14 protein-coding genes are annotated in these 13,730 nt (G+C 61.0%); 6 read left to right on the top strand and 8 right to left on the bottom strand.

The window, feature by feature from the left end; translation table 11 throughout:
• Positions 1-238 precede the first annotated feature (238 nt).
• Positions 239-1,261 carry an LLM class flavin-dependent oxidoreductase gene (locus tag ASD03_RS08250; RefSeq protein WP_057205908.1) on the top strand — a complete coding sequence of 341 codons (1,023 nt, stop codon included), beginning with the start codon at positions 239-241 and terminating at the stop codon, positions 1,259-1,261.
• Between the two features lie 192 nt (positions 1,262-1,453).
• On the opposite strand, the gene ASD03_RS08245 is transcribed toward ASD03_RS08250, so the two are convergent.
• Together ASD03_RS08245 and ASD03_RS38720 are read right to left on the bottom strand one after the other, a co-directional pair.
• Positions 1,454-1,885 carry an OsmC family protein gene (locus tag ASD03_RS08245; RefSeq protein WP_057212719.1) on the bottom strand — a complete coding sequence of 144 codons (432 nt, stop codon included), beginning with the start codon at positions 1,883-1,885 and terminating at the stop codon, positions 1,454-1,456.
• Positions 1,886-1,957: 72 nt separating this feature from the next.
• Complete coding sequence (locus tag ASD03_RS38720; RefSeq protein ID WP_107027870.1) at positions 1,958-2,251, bottom strand: hypothetical protein; 294 nt, start codon at positions 2,249-2,251, stop codon at positions 1,958-1,960.
• Here ASD03_RS38720 and ASD03_RS08240 point away from each other — a divergent pair.
• Together ASD03_RS08240 and ASD03_RS08235 are read left to right on the top strand one after the other, a co-directional pair.
• Positions 2,208-3,566: a dicarboxylate/amino acid:cation symporter gene (locus ASD03_RS08240; RefSeq protein WP_025429704.1), complete on the top strand. Its 1,359-nt coding sequence runs from the start codon at positions 2,208-2,210 to the stop codon at positions 3,564-3,566. The genes ASD03_RS38720 and ASD03_RS08240 overlap by 44 nt on opposite strands.
• A gap of 466 nt (positions 3,567-4,032) precedes the next feature.
• A complete protein-coding gene (locus tag ASD03_RS08235; RefSeq protein ID WP_025429703.1) occupies positions 4,033-4,500 on the top strand; it encodes a GNAT family N-acetyltransferase in 468 nt (155 codons plus the stop codon).
• A gap of 213 nt (positions 4,501-4,713) precedes the next feature.
• Here ASD03_RS08235 and ASD03_RS08230 read toward each other — a convergent pair whose 3' ends face one another.
• The 3 genes from ASD03_RS08230 to ASD03_RS08220 all read right to left on the bottom strand — a co-directional run bounded on the left by ASD03_RS08230 (position 4,714) and on the right by ASD03_RS08220 (position 7,775).
• Positions 4,714-4,932: a hypothetical protein gene (locus tag ASD03_RS08230; protein ID WP_057205904.1), complete on the bottom strand. Its 219-nt coding sequence runs from the start codon at positions 4,930-4,932 to the stop codon at positions 4,714-4,716.
• Positions 4,933-4,965: 33 nt separating this feature from the next.
• On the bottom strand, positions 4,966-6,918 hold the full coding sequence (locus ASD03_RS08225) for a hypothetical protein (RefSeq protein WP_057212717.1): 1,953 nt from the start codon (positions 6,916-6,918) through the stop codon (positions 4,966-4,968).
• 521 nt (positions 6,919-7,439) lie between these two features.
• Entirely contained in the window at positions 7,440-7,775 is a 336-nt protein-coding gene (locus ASD03_RS08220; RefSeq protein WP_025429700.1) for a hypothetical protein, read from the bottom strand.
• A 223-nt stretch (positions 7,776-7,998) separates the two neighbouring features.
• Between ASD03_RS08220 and ASD03_RS08215 the strand changes: the two genes are divergently transcribed.
• Positions 7,999-8,436 (top strand): hypothetical protein, encoded by a 438-nt coding sequence (locus ASD03_RS08215; protein ID WP_057212715.1) that lies wholly within the window; start codon positions 7,999-8,001, stop codon positions 8,434-8,436.
• Positions 8,437-8,553: 117 nt separating this feature from the next.
• Here the strand turns inward: ASD03_RS08215 and ASD03_RS08210 are convergent, their stop codons facing one another.
• Positions 8,554-9,888, bottom strand: a complete 1,335-nt coding sequence (locus tag ASD03_RS08210; protein WP_057212713.1) for a PLP-dependent aminotransferase family protein — start codon at positions 9,886-9,888, stop codon at positions 8,554-8,556.
• An 86-nt stretch (positions 9,889-9,974) separates the two neighbouring features.
• On the opposite strand from ASD03_RS08210, the gene ASD03_RS08205 reads away from it, so the two are divergent.
• Together ASD03_RS08205 and ASD03_RS08200 are read left to right on the top strand one after the other, a co-directional pair.
• Positions 9,975-10,991: a threonine/serine dehydratase gene (locus ASD03_RS08205; protein ID WP_057205899.1), complete on the top strand. Its 1,017-nt coding sequence runs from the start codon at positions 9,975-9,977 to the stop codon at positions 10,989-10,991.
• Positions 10,992-10,993: 2 nt separating this feature from the next.
• On the top strand, positions 10,994-11,407 hold the full coding sequence (locus ASD03_RS08200) for a VOC family protein (RefSeq protein ID WP_057206150.1): 414 nt from the start codon (positions 10,994-10,996) through the stop codon (positions 11,405-11,407).
• 37 nt (positions 11,408-11,444) lie between these two features.
• Here the strand turns inward: ASD03_RS08200 and ASD03_RS08195 are convergent, their stop codons facing one another.
• Together ASD03_RS08195 and ugpC are read right to left on the bottom strand one after the other, a co-directional pair.
• Positions 11,445-12,662, bottom strand: coding sequence for a CoA transferase (locus tag ASD03_RS08195; RefSeq protein WP_057212711.1), 1,218 nt, complete (start codon positions 12,660-12,662; stop codon positions 11,445-11,447).
• Positions 12,659-13,714, bottom strand: a complete 1,056-nt coding sequence (gene ugpC / locus ASD03_RS08190; protein WP_057205894.1) for a sn-glycerol-3-phosphate ABC transporter ATP-binding protein UgpC — start codon at positions 13,712-13,714, stop codon at positions 12,659-12,661. The genes ASD03_RS08195 and ugpC overlap by 4 nt, the downstream gene beginning before the upstream one ends.
• Positions 13,715-13,730 lie beyond the last annotated feature (16 nt).

The raw sequence follows: 13,730 nt of genomic DNA, 5'->3' as shown, positions 1-13,730 counted from the left end.
GGACGGAATGGAGCATCGGGTCGTGATTTAGGTGGGCATTACGGTCACGGCTTTCCACTCTGCCATGGCCTTGCGGCGTTGGATATGGATGACGAGCGTTGAGTGTTTGGAGCTTGGTGCAGCATGGTGGTTCATGACCAGATCGGAAACACAGCGTTCGACCCTCCACTGCTGTCCCTCGAGCCTGTCCTATGCCATCTAGAAGAGTATCAACGACATATTCGCAGGCGGCACTATCGTGAAGAAAATCGGATTCCTTTCCTTCGGCCATTGGACCCCCTCCTCCCAGTCGCAAACCCGCTCGGCAGGCGATGCGCTTCTGCAGTCCATCGACCTTGCAGTTGCCGCCGAGGAGCTCGGCGCTGACGGCGCCTATTTCCGTGTTCATCACTTTGCCCGGCAGCTTGCCTCCCCCTTCCCGCTTCTGGCTGCCGTCGGCGCAAGGACGAAGCGCATCGAGATCGGCACGGCCGTCATCGATATGCGCTACGAGAACCCGCTTTATATGGCCGAAGACGCCGGTGCCGCCGACCTGATCTCCGGCTCACGCCTGCAGCTCGGTCTCAGCCGAGGATCGCCGGAACAGGTGATCGATGGCTGGCGATATTTCGGTTATCAGCCGCAGGACGGCGCGTCGGATGCGGATATGGGCCGCAGCCACGCCGAAGTGTTTCTCGAAGCACTGAAAGGCAACGGTTTCGCCCAACCCAACCCACGGCCGATGTTCCCGAACCCGCCAGGACTGTTGCGCCTCGAACCCCATTCCGAAGGGTTGCGCGACCGCATCTGGTGGGGTTCCAGTTCGAACGCCACCGCCGTCTGGGCGGCAAAGCTCGGCATGAACCTGCAGAGTTCGACCCTGAAGGACGATGAGACCGGCGAGCCGTTCCACGTCCAGCAGGCAGCACAGATCCGCGCCTACCGGGAGGCGTGGAAGGAAGCGGGCCACACCCGCACGCCGAGGGTTTCCGTCAGCCGCAGCATCTTCGCCATCGTCGATGATCGCGACCGCGCATATTTCGGCCGAAGCGGCAAGGAACAGGATACGATCGGCTTCATCGACGAGAACACAAGGGCAATCTTCGGCCGGTCTTATGCGGCCGAGCCTGATGTGCTCATCAAGCAGCTCGCCGGGGATGAGGCCGTCGCCGAAGCCGATACGCTGCTGCTGACGGTGCCGAACCAGCTCGGCGTCGACTACAATGCGCACGTCATCGAGGCGATCCTGAAGCACGTGGCGCCCGCACTCGGCTGGCGTTGAGCGACAAGACGCGTTCGTTCGCACCGGCGATCGAATTCGACTGGCATGAAGATATCCGCGTGCGCCGACCTACCGCATGTTTCCTTAAATCCAATTCGATTTCAGGATAAAGTTGCGGCCATTCAAAGTGCTGCAGTGACCTTTGCGCGTCCAATAAGACGCGCGGCGCTGTCGTCGGCGCACACGGGCTTCTCATGCCAAACTGACGTCGAGTGTTATCGGAACCGCACCAAGTGCCTTTGACACCGGGCATCCCGCTTTCGCCTTGTTTGCCAGCTCAGTGAATTTTGCCAGATCCGCGCCCGGCACACGGCCCTTCAACGCCAGGTGGATAGCCGTGATGGCAAAGCCATCGGCGACGGACTCAAGCGTGACCTTGGCGGTCGTCTCCATGCTGTCGGCCGTCAGGCCAGCCTCCCCAAGGATCAGTGACAACGCCATGGTAAAGCAACCGGCGTGAGCCGCACCGATGAGTTCCTCCGGGTTGGTACCCGCGACGCCTTCGAAGCGCGTTGCAAAACCATACGGATACTCCTTGAGCGCGCCGCTCTGCGTCGAAATCTGACCCTTACCGTCCTTGAGACCGCCGGCCCATTTCGCCGATCCTGTGCGATTGATCTGCATGCTCTTCTCCTCAGGGTGAAATCCACAGGCACCAGATAGAGCAGTGGCGTCGGATTGGTATGTGTGGATAGCTTACGCTGCTACCCGCCAGCGCCCGAATACACGGCTTGCGGCCCAGCAAACGGGCGCAACGTAACGGATTGCCGGTTTCGCCCCTCCGCCATGCACCGTGGCCAAGCGTTCAACCGGGAAAATTATTCCACCTATGATTGGTCCCGAGCCAAACGGTTGCTTATCCTCTGTCACAACCTTGACTAATTTGTCGCCGTTGCGGAAGTTTCCTCCCGAACGCTCTGCTCCATCAATCAATCGAGTGTGAATCGTGTCCCAAGCCACTATCAAATCCCCGCCGAAGCCGTTTTTCATGTCCTTCGGTTTCCAAGTTCTGGCAGCCATGGTCATTGGACTGCTGCTCGGCCTCATCGCCCGAAACATGGGCGTCGATGCGGCCGGCAACCCCAACTGGTTGACCGTGACGCTCCAGACGATCGGCTCCATCTTCGTGCAGCTTCTGCGCGCGTTGGTCCCGCCGCTCGTGTTCACGGCGATCGTTGCCTCCATTGCCAATCTGGCGACGCTTCAGAATGCAGCGAAGCTCGTCTGGCAAACCCTCCTCTGGTTCGCGATCACCTCGTTCATCGCTGTCATCATCGGCATCGCGCTCGGCCTCATCATCCAGCCAGGCGTCGGCTCGGCGGTGTCGCAGGAGGCTGCCAAGGCGCCGTCCTATGCCGGCTCATGGCTTGATTTCCTCAAGGGCCTGGTTCCCGGCAACATGCTGGGCCTGGAGGCAAGCACCAAGCTGACGGAAGGAAGTGCCAGTACGTCGTTGAATTTCAACGTGCTGCAGATCCTCGTTGTTTCCATCGCCTTTGGTGCCGCCGCGCTGAAAGCAGGCGAAGCGGCCAAGCCCTTCCTTGCCTTCAACCAGTCGCTTCTCGCGATCGTCCGCAAGATCCTCTGGTGGGTCATTCGCCTGACGCCGATCGGCACCATCGGCCTGCTCGGCCGCGCCGTGGCGCAATATGGCTGGGGAACGCTGGCGCAACTCGGCTGGTATGCAGCTGCTGTCTATATCGGCCTCGCCATCGTGCTCTTCGTCGTCTATCCCGCGCTGCTGATCGCGCATGGCCTGAAGCCATCGCGCTTCTTTGCCGGTGCATGGCCGGCAATCCAGCTCGCGTTCGTCTCGCGCTCCTCTGTCGGCACCCTGCCTGTCACCGAAACCGTGACGGAGAAGAGCCTCGGCGTGCCGCGCGAGTTTGCCGCCTTTGCCGTCCCGCTTGGCGCTACGACCAAGATGGATGGTTGCGCGGCGATCTACCCGGCAATCTCGGCGATTTTCATCGCGCAATTCTTTGGCGTACCGCTCGGGCTGCAGGAATATGTGCTGATCATCTTCGTTTCCGTGCTCGGCTCGGCCGCGACTGCCGGCCTGACGGGGGCGACCGTCATGCTGACGCTCACCCTGTCGACGCTTGGCCTTCCGCTCGAAGGTGTCGGCCTGTTGCTTGCCATCGACCCGATCCTCGACATGGGCCGCACTGCCGTCAACGTCGCCGGACAGGCGTTGGTGCCAACGATCGTCTCCAAGCGCGAAGGCATTCTCGACGAGACCGTCTACAATGCCGGCAAGTCCATAGAGGATCCGGAACCGGCTGTAGGCCTCCAGACGGCCTGATTGGATTCACACCCAGAGGAAGCCGGCATCTCGCCGGCTTCTTGCTAAACCGCTCGGTGCCTCGGATCATTTGCGGCAGTCTCGTTCTCACATGAGTGCTGGTTCAAGCTTCCACCGGCACGGTTTGGCGCGCGCCAGCCAAACCGCCTGCATTATCCTGAGGTTGAGCAGCGCTTGTCGCACGACCGCGATGTTGCAGTTCGAGGAACCTGCGCACGCACCGGCTTCTAAGGTGGCTGCAACGCCTCGCATCGATAGCGTCAGTGAAGCAGGACCGAAGGTCGGCTACCCCAAATCGTGGCAGATCATTCCGAACTCAAGACTGGCGGATTGCCGGTAATACTCGCGCTTCAATCAGCGCGTTTGAATTACTATCAGCAATACCGTAGAGTTGTTATCTGCCAGCGATTGGAATACTGAATGGCCGTGATTTCTGCCTTAACAGCACGTGACAAGCGGAGCTTGAATGCCGGTCATCTTCCAACGGATAAATGAAGACCACGCGTTGCGGGCGGCGGCCATCATCGTGAAGGCATATATCGGGCCGCCTTGGAACGAGGCGTGGACCTTGGAGAGAGCGACGGCACGGATGGGCGAGTTGTCGACCACTCCCGGTTGGCTCGGCGTCGGGGCATTGGAAAATGGCGCGTTGCTTGGCTTTGCGATCGGCCTCCCCCATACGTCGGCGGCCGGCAGGGGCCTGTACATTCCTGAAATCGCGGTTCTGCCTTCTCACCAGGGACGTGGCATCGGCAAGCAACTGCTAAGATTTCTTGAGGCTGAAGCCTTGAGTTCCGGCTTTTCGAGCGCGTGGCTTTTGTCGCAAAGTGAGGGCGCCACTGCCGAATACTATAAGGCGAGCGGCTACAATCAGGCTACGAAGCTCAGGATTTATTCAAAGCCGCTAAAGTGGAGTCCTGAGTCAGCGCGCTGATGATTTGTGATGTAACCGGCCCGTGCCTGAGTTCGCTTGGATGATTGCTAGGCATCCCCCGCGCTGCATACGCTCTGGCGCCAGCAGTCCAAACTCGGGGCGTACCAAGTCACGCCGAGGCTTCACACCAGCATTGCGCTGCACCTTGACCCCATGGCCGAGACAATCCACGCCTTCAGCCAGGCTTGTGCTGCCGTTTTTTAAGCCGGCGCCCTACCCTTCGTAGTGCCCCGACGACGCGGCGGCAGCCGACTTGACGACCAACGCCACGTCGGCCCCCTTGATCACGCTCACCCCGGCGGCACGTAGATCGGCAACCGTCTTCAGTCCCCCGGCCTTCGGTGAATCCAGCGGCTCGACGCTGCGAGCCTTCAGATCGACAATCCAAAGGCCGTCCTCACCTTCGATACCTATCACAACAACTTTGGCCATCCGTATTCCCCTCTCACTATGGATCTGCTCGGTCTAAAATCCTGCCCTCTTCAAGCCTTCTCTGTAGAGGTCCTTGTGCCATTGTTCCTTGCTGGGAACGGCGGCAAGCCACGTGTCCAGGTCGAAATTGGGGTTGGCTTCGCGCACCCGGCGAACAAAGACACGCGCTCTGTCCCTATGGCCCAACATCGCCCAGTTCGCGGCCGAGAGCCTGTCGGCCAGGCTCGGATCGGCCATACGTCCGATGTAATCCAGCGATGTCTCGAATTCACTCAACGCGTAGTTCGCACCTGCGGCGGTCCAGAGATAGGAGTCCGGGCTCAACGGATTGAGCTCAATCGCATGTTCGATCTTTTCCAACGCCTTGCCGGGAAGCGAGCAATGGACGAGTGTATCGGCATGGTCGGCAATGATATCGGCATAATGGGGACCAAGCGTCTCCGCGAGTTCCATTGCTTCCGCGCTTTCATCGAAAGCCCCCTGCAACAGCTTGGCCACGCCGAACTCGCGATAGCCGTCTGCCAGATTCCGGCGGGCCCCGATGGCACGCGTAGCAAACACCTCGGCCGCCTTCAGCAGTTCGAGGTCGCCACGTGCCGTCAGCAGCCATTCCTTTGAGTAGGTCCTGGCGATCGAACTCAGCGCCGGCGCAAAATCGGCGCTCGCATGGAGTGCGGTCTTCATCTCCTTGCGGGCGCGCCGCAGGTCCGGCAGCGTCAGCCGGTTCAGGTGCCGTCGTCCCACGAGATAGCTGTGGTACGCTGCCGGATTCAGCTCGCGATAAAGACGCGCCGCCTCATGCCGCTCGATCTCGCTTGAAACCGAAAGCGCGATGTTTCGTGCGATCACACGCCGGGTGGCGACGAGTTCCGGATGGCTCAGGCTGAACCTTTCCGCCCACACGACTTCATTATCGGGAAAGAAGATGAGCTGGACGAACAACGTCCCTTCGCTTGTCTGACTGCTGATCCGGCTGTCGAGGATGTAGTTCAGAGAAAATCGCTCAAAGAAATCAGCCTGGTCCTCAAGCTGGCGCCCGATCCGGACGGCAGAATGGTGGGCGATCACCTGAAGGCTGTTGAAGGCGCAAAACCCGATGGTGATGTCCTCGATCAGGGCGCTCGCGATGAAGCCAAAGTCCGGGCGCCCGACATAGTCGCTTGGAGGCAACAGCACCAGACGAGGGATTGCATGACGGTGCGTTTGTCCAGATCCAGTCTGAAAATCAGGTTCGGACATGCTGGCGGCACGAGCGTACGGCCGTGCGACCGGTCCAGGTCCGGCATCCCGGCTCGCCAAGGTGTTCACGAGATCGGCACCTCGTGCAAGCGCATCGCGTCGCCTCTCGAGAATTTTCCTGAGGTGGTCGACTTGCTCTTCGGCTTGAAAGATTTCGACAAGCAACTGCAACGTATCGGGATTCGGATCCGCGTATTCCGCCTCGATGAGCAATATCCCCGCATCCTTGAGAACGTCAGCCTCTTCCTCCGAACGCGGCGCGCGCGCCGCTTTTCGCAACAAAGCTTTGAGAAGGGTATTTTGGCGGTCTTTCTGTTCCGCGAGCCAGCCATAAAAAGCGCGGCTCTGACAGCCGACCGCCCCCAGGAATGACCTGTGCATCAGCGTTGCAAGGCTGCGGAGCTGGGGCAAGGGATCGGCTATTTCGCTATCGGTCGCCGGATCCATGTCCGATGACAACGACGCGCGATCCATATGGATCATGCTACTGGTAAAGGAGAGGAATTGCGCTCCAATTTCGTCCTGGCGGACCTTTATCCTGGAAATCAACTTGCGCATGTTCACGAGCGGAACGGCACTGTCTTCGTTGCCCCACAAGAATGCGGCCATCACCGTTCGGTGTTCGGCTCCATCTTTGGTCGTGAGCAAATAAGCGAGAAGTAACAAACCTTTCTCGGGATAGGCAACTTGCCTTCCCTCTGAATCGACGAGCCTCAAGCCCCCAAAGGTTTGCAGCAAGAAAGCCATTTGTACCTTTAAGCCGTTCCGCCAATATTGATTGGCATCCGCGTGCCGAAAAAAATTCAACAGCAGTATCTAAGCCCTTCGGCCACTAATCTAGGAAGCGATTGGACAAACGATTGCGCGACAGAGTTTGTCTTAATACCTCACGCAATTCAACCGGGAATTTACTGTGGGAGAAGGGAGTTTCCATAGCTTACCAGCACCAATGGGTAATCGACAGGCGATCTATTCTACGTTCCACTCCAGGTTTTATTCCCATTTTTGACGCAACGACAGGGAATCGCGGCCGATGTCCCGCGGCGAAGGCCCTGATCGCTCTCTGCGTTCATCGAAAGCACCAATGCTGCAGCGGGGCTTGGCTGCTTGGCGCCACGGCTTGACCGAAGACCGCCAATGCACGCTCAGGGTGACTTGGCGCTCCGAGCCTATCGCGCTTGCGCAGTTACGGTTGTCATGCCGGCGGCATGTCCCTGTATCCGGGCACGCGTCAAGGCTCTCGGCACGCCCTCAGGGTTGGACGGCGCTTATTCGATACCGGATGCAGCCGGCTCATCCGTTGGATCCGGTTCGGATTGCAACTCCTCCGCCGGCAAATCTCGTCTCAATGTCGCAATCTCTTGTCTGCCCCAGGCTTCGGCTCGATCCATCAGCGAGCGCATCTCGCTGTTGAGAGCATGCGAACGCATGACGTCGTCTGCATGGCTGGTATTGGTGCGCGGATCGTAAAAGCTACCGATGTCCGCACCGGCGGCGCGTCTGGCCTGCTCCAGCTGCGCTCGTAGCTCGGATAGCTCAGCCTTTGCCGCGAAATATCGTCTCATCACGTCGATGAGTTCGCGGTCGCGTGCCTTTGTCTTCATGGAAGCCTCCCTCAATACGCAGCCTGAGTGATCCCACAAGATGTCAAAATCTGGGTACTTCGCCCATGCGGGCGTGTTGCCTGTGGACGGATTGTCGCGGCGCCGGATTGGCAGCGGGTCACGAAGCATCATCGTGATTGGACTTCGCGCCCAACAAGAGTCACGCTTTCGGTAGGGTGAAATGGGCTGGCGCAGAGCATCTATCGTCTAAATGGAGGCCACAATGAAGCACCATACACGCGAGCAATTGCAAGTCTTTGCACAAATCGAACCGGAATACCGGCCGCTGAGCATGTCTCGCAGGGAACGCCTCGAACGTTGGGCGGAGGTTCTCGAGCAGAGCCCGTCCCGACACCTGGCGACATTGTATGAAACCGAACACCAGTCCGCTGCCGTGCGCGATACATTGCGCAGCGACGGCTCGCCGATCTCCGTCGCGTTCGAAGATACCGTACTGCGTGCCGCAGGCATGGAAAACGACACCTACGGCGAGGCCCTCAGGTTCTTCGAGTTGCGCGACTGGCAGCTGCACGGCGTGATCTGCTACTGCCACTTCGGTGCAACGGTGAACGCGCAGACGGCCGCAGAACTCGTCAGGTCGATCTCGACTGGCGAACGCAGCGGCCTATTCGCCCGGCTGCGCGCGCTGTTCGTCGGCTGACGCGAGCCGCATTTCACTGTTGTGAGATGCTGCGCGGCAGGATGGTAGTTCGCTGATGTAGAGATGTTGGCGAGATTAAAAGCGCCGGGCCATGCCCCCGCTTGCTTCAAGTCTTCGTCACTCGATCTCGGCGTCGCCAGGCACCGAGGCCAGCAGGGATCGGATCACGTGAAGCCCGCGCTCCAGGTCCTTGAGCGGCGGAGCGGAGATCGCGACGCGCACCGCGTTTGGTGCACGCCCTGGGATGGCACTAAACACGCCCGCAGGCGTGATGGCGACGCCTTGTACAGCGGCCGCCGAAACGAACGCCCCGGCACTCCAGATCTCCGGCAGTTCGAGCCAGATATGAAAGGCGTTGCTTTCCGCCGACGGCGACACGGGGCCGAGAATGCGCGCCGTCAGCAACTGCCGATCGCGCCCATCCTTCCGCTTCAGCTCCGAAACATGGGCGGCTGTGCCGTCAGAGATCCAGGATAGCACCAAGCGCATTGATAGGGACGACGCCATCCAGCCTCCGGCACGCATGACCGCGGCAATGCGATCCTTGACCTGCGGCGGCGCGACGACAATGCCAACGCCAACGCCCGGACCAAGCCGCTTCTGCATGCTGTTGACGTAGACGACACGCTCCGGCGCATAGGCCGCAAGCGGTGCCGCGTCGGAAAGGAATGCAAAGGCAGCGTCCTCGATGCAGAGCAGCCCGGTCTCCTCGAGCGCCTCGGCGAGGGCAGTTCGTCGTGCGTGCGACATCGAAAAGCCGAGCGGGTTATGGATGGTCGGCTGGATGTAGATCGCATCGAGCGGCTTCGCGCGAAGCACCCTGATAAGCGCCGCAACGTCGACGCCGTCACCGTCGATCTCAAGCGGCACGAGCTGCAAGCCGAGCCGAGCCGCCATGCGGATGACCGACGGATAGGTCAACGGCTCGACACCGATGCGATCGCCAGGTTTGCAGACAGCTGCCATGGCGCATGCAATCGCTTGGCGTCCTCCACCGGCAAGAAGGATGCCGTCAGGCCTCGGGGACCAATGATCGTGCGCGAGATAGCGCGCGACGATCTCGCCGACGCCCTTTGGCCCGAAGGGACCGAGAGCGTCCATGGCGTCAAAGAGTGTTGCCGGGTTGGCCATGTTCTTGAACGCCGGCGCCATCAGGGCCGCCTGCTCCAGGGAACCCGATGTCGCCAGTTGCAAATCGATCGGCGCGTCGGCGATCTCGCTGATCCGCGCAGATTGCAGCCGGTCCGGCGTCCTGACGAAGGTCCCACGCCCGACTTCGCCGATAACCAGACCGCGGCGAACGAGTTCGGCATAAACACGGCTGGCGGTCGAGACCGCTATTCCTCTCTCATAGGCAAAGGTTCTTTGCGGCTGCAGCCGCGAACCGGGCGGCAGCTTTCCAGAGGCGATCTCGCCGGCGACAACGTCGGCGACGGCGCGGTAATCCAGCATCTCAAATGCTCCGAGGGCAATAAACCAATTGAACTCTTATGGCATCGGTGCATTTGTAAAACAAATTGCAGCGCCGGATCAATGTCATGCCCTTCTCCACCGTCCCGACAACTTCCCTGCCAACTCTACACGATGTCGAAGCGGCCGCCCGCCGTATCGGCAAATACTGCATCGAGACGCCCCTGCTGGAATCGCCATATCTCAATCAGAAATATGGTGGCCGGTTGCTGCTCAAGGCTGAAAGCCTGCAGGTCACGGGTTCGTTCAAGCTGCGTGGCGCGGTCAACAGGGTAGGGTCGCTGACCGACGACGAACGGCGGCGTGGCGTCGTCGCCCGGTCTTCCGGCAATCACGGCCTTGCGATTGCCTATTGCGCCGGCCTGATGGGCACATCAGCCGTGGTCGTCGTGCCGGAGACCGCACCGGCGGCAAAGGCCGAACGGATCGCGGCCTATGGAGCACGCGTCGTGAAGGTTCCGATGAAAGACCTCGCCGACGTGGCAGCTGAAATCACGCGTCGCGAGGATCGGGTGCTTATACCGCCGGCCGACGATTTCTGGGTGGTTGCCGGTGCCGGCACCGTCGCGCTTGAAATGGCGGAACAGGCCGCGAGGCTGAATGCCCAGATCGATGTATTGCTGACCTGCTGCTCCGGCGGCGGACTGACCGCCGGTTGCCTGCTGGGGTTGAGCAAGGCGTCTCCGTCCACCAAGGTTTATGGCGTCGAGGCCGTTGGGTTCGAGAAGATGGCGAAATCGCTCGCAGCCGGCAAACGCATCAACCTGGCACCAGGCGGCCATTCGATCTGCGACGCCATCAGCGGGCTCTACATGGCAGAGATTCCCTTCGAGATCATCAGACCTGATCTGGCCGGTACGCTTGCTGTCACGGATGACGAAGCAAAGGAGGCCATGCGCGTGGCCTTCAGCGAATTCGGCTTGGCTCTCGAGCCTGGAAGCGCTGTCGCGTTGGCGGCTGTGCTCGCCCGCAAGATACCGCTCGAGGGACGTACGTTTGCCGTCACGCTATCCGGCCGGAACGTCGATTTGGATCTTGCCGGCGCCATCCTGGCGAGTGGAGAGCCAACGGTCGGCAGGGCATGAACATGTTCAGCCACGTCACGGTTGGTTGCAGCGACCTTGATCGTGCCTCCGTCTTCTACGACGCCGTTCTCGCGCCTCTTGGTCTTGTCAGGCGAACAGTTGCTCCGGATGGCGGACCGGCTGCAGCGTGCTGGATCGCATCAGGTCAGGCATTGCCGCGCTTCTACGTCTATGAGCCGTTCGACAGGAAGCCTGCCAGTGTGGGAAACGGTAGCATGGTCGCATTTCTCGCGCCGACACCTGCGGCGGTCGACCAGGCCCATGCTGCCGGCCTTGCGGCCGGCGGTACGGACGAGGGCGTTCCCGGTCCGAGGCCGCACTATGGAGATGGCTACTACGGTGCATATCTGCGCGACCCCGACGGCAACAAGGTGCATGTCGTCTGTAGAGATGACCTTCTGCCCCTTTTACCGTAACGGTCCGAATGGCCGGCGCGTAAAGCGGGACGCAGCCTTATCGGCCTGCTCCGGCAACGATCGCCGCCGCTATCGTGGCATTAAACCCCACTTCTGCCAGCACCTCGGCCGTATGTTCACCAAGCGCCGGTGCCGGACGCCGGAAGCGTCCCGGTGTTTCGGACATGCGCGGCACGATGTTGTGCATGGGCAGCGCACCGTGCTCCGCATCATCCAGCGATACGATCACCTCGCGCTCGGCAAAATGTGCGTCCTCGGTGGCGTCGGCAATGTTGTAGATCGGCCCGACCGTTGCGCCACTGTCGCGCATGGTGGCAAGGGCTTCGTCATGCGAGCGCACGGCAAACCAGGCTCCGATGGCGTCATCGACCAAATCGCGATGCTTGAGGCGTTCGCTGTTGGAGCGGAAGCGCGGATCATCGTTCATGTCGGCCCGGCCGATGATCTCGAATATCCGCCGGGCGACCGCCGGCGTCGAACCGGAGAGCGCGACGTATTTGCCATCGGCGCAGCGGTAGACGTTGCGCGGGCATGCGGTGTTCGAGGCGCTGCCGATGCGTTCCTTGACCGTGCCGTTGAGCGCGTAGATGCCGGCCTCGGGGCCAAGCACGGAAAAGATCGGCTCCAGCAGCGACAGGTCGATGACCTGCCCGCGCGCTCTGCCCTTTTCGCGCGCAAAGAGCGCCGTCATCGTCGCCGACATGCCGTAGACACCGGCGATCATGTCGGCGAGCGCGAGCGGCGGCAGCACAGGTTCGCGGTCGGGAAAACCGGTGCGGTAGGCATAGCCGCTCATGCCTTCGACGATGGTGCCGAAGCCGGGAAATTCCGCATAGGGGCCTGTCTGCCCGAAACCGGATATGCGCACGACGACGAGATCGGGGTTGCGCGCGAGCAGCGCCTCCGGGCCAAAGCCCATCTGTTCGAGCGTTCCCGGGCGAAAATTCTCGATGAAGACGTCGGCGCTCGCAACCAGCGCCCAGAGTGCCTCGCGGTCGGCCGTTTCGCGCAAATTCAGGACGACAGAGCGCTTGTTGCGCCCATAGGTCTTCCAGAACAGCGACAGGCCTTCGTCTTTCCATTCGCGCAGCGGATCACCGGCCGGCGGTTCGATCTTGATCACGTCGGCGCCGAAATCGGCAAGCTGCAGCGACAACATGTTGCCGGCGACGAGACGCGAAAGGTCGAGAACCTTGACCCCTTCGAGAGGCCCCTCGGCGTTCGGATCCCAGTGTTTCCTGGCAAATTCGCTCATTGGATGCGCCCGCCGGTCTTGTCGTCGAACAATAGGATATTGGCGGTGTCGAAGCCGATCGTCACGTTCGCGCCCGATTGCAGTAATGCGCTTTCGCCGAGAACCACGGTGATATCCGTGGTCTCGAGTCGCAGCATGACCTCCTGTGCCTCCCCGGTCGGCTCGACCAGCACAACCTCGGCGGCGATGCCGTTGTCGGCAAGCTGGATGTGTTGCGGGCGGATGCCGTAGACGACCTTGCGCCCCTGTGCGAGCCCATGGCCCGAAGGCAGCGGCAGGCGGGCGTCGTCGGCAAGCCGTAGCATCTGGCCGTCGACCTCGCCACGCAAGAGGTTGATCTCAGGCGAGCCGATGAAGCTGGCAACGAACAGGTTCTGCGGGTTTTTGTAAAGCTCCAGCGGCGGCCCCATCTGCTCGATCTTGCCACCGTTCAGAACCACGATCTTGTCGGCCATGGTCATGGCCTCGGTCTGGTCGTGGGTGACATAGATCGTGGTCTTGCCCAGCCGCTGGTGCAGCTTCTTGATCTCGCCGCGCATCTTCACCCGGAGCTTGGCGTCGAGATTGGAGAGCGGCTCGTCGAACAGGAAGGCACGCGGATCGCGCACGATGGCGCGCCCCATGGCCACGCGCTGACGCTGACCGCCCGACAATTCGCGTGGAAGCCGTTCGAGCAGATGCCCAAGGCCAAGGATGTCGGCTGCTTCATCGACGCGACGCTTGATCTCGCTCTTCGAAACGCCGGCGAGCTTCAGCGCGAAGCTCATATTGTCGGCCACCTTCATGTGCGGATAGAGCGCATAGCTCTGGAACACCATGGCAAGGTCGCGCTCCTTGGCCGGCATGTCGTTGACGATCCGGCCGCCGATGGTGATTTCGCCGGCGCTGATGTCTTCCAGCCCCGCGATCATCCGCAGCAGCGTCGACTTTCCGCAACCGGACGGGCCGACCAGCACCACGAATTCGCCGCTGCCCATGTCCAGCGAAATATTATCGAGCACCGGCAGGCTGCCGTAGCTCTTTCCCACATTCCGCAGTTCGATCTCGGACATGGTTTCTCCTCCCAAT

This window comes from Ensifer sp. Root127 (assembly GCF_001425225.1).
GTDB classification, from domain to species: domain Bacteria; phylum Pseudomonadota; class Alphaproteobacteria; order Rhizobiales; family Rhizobiaceae; genus Ensifer; species Ensifer canadensis.
This window is presented reverse-complemented; position numbering and strand designations above follow the sequence as displayed.

Coding starts and splice junctions, on each gene's coding strand:
- ASD03_RS08235 (WP_025429703.1), top strand. CDS start 4,033: ATGCCGGTCATCTTCCAACGGATAAATGAAGACCACGCGTTGCGGGCG.
- ASD03_RS38720 (WP_107027870.1), bottom strand. CDS start 2,251: ATGAAAAACGGCTTCGGCGGGGATTTGATAGTGGCTTGGGACACGATT.
- ugpC (WP_057205894.1), bottom strand. CDS start 13,714: ATGTCCGAGATCGAACTGCGGAATGTGGGAAAGAGCTACGGCAGCCTG.
- ASD03_RS08200 (WP_057206150.1), top strand. CDS start 10,994: ATGTTCAGCCACGTCACGGTTGGTTGCAGCGACCTTGATCGTGCCTCC.
- ASD03_RS08215 (WP_057212715.1), top strand. CDS start 7,999: ATGAAGCACCATACACGCGAGCAATTGCAAGTCTTTGCACAAATCGAA.
- ASD03_RS08245 (WP_057212719.1), bottom strand. CDS start 1,885: ATGCAGATCAATCGCACAGGATCGGCGAAATGGGCCGGCGGTCTCAAG.
- ASD03_RS08205 (WP_057205899.1), top strand. CDS start 9,975: ATGCCCTTCTCCACCGTCCCGACAACTTCCCTGCCAACTCTACACGAT.
- ASD03_RS08230 (WP_057205904.1), bottom strand. CDS start 4,932: ATGGCCAAAGTTGTTGTGATAGGTATCGAAGGTGAGGACGGCCTTTGG.
- ASD03_RS08210 (WP_057212713.1), bottom strand. CDS start 9,888: ATGCTGGATTACCGCGCCGTCGCCGACGTTGTCGCCGGCGAGATCGCC.
- ASD03_RS08225 (WP_057212717.1), bottom strand. CDS start 6,918: ATGGCTTTCTTGCTGCAAACCTTTGGGGGCTTGAGGCTCGTCGATTCA.
- ASD03_RS08195 (WP_057212711.1), bottom strand. CDS start 12,662: ATGAGCGAATTTGCCAGGAAACACTGGGATCCGAACGCCGAGGGGCCT.
- ASD03_RS08220 (WP_025429700.1), bottom strand. CDS start 7,775: ATGAAGACAAAGGCACGCGACCGCGAACTCATCGACGTGATGAGACGA.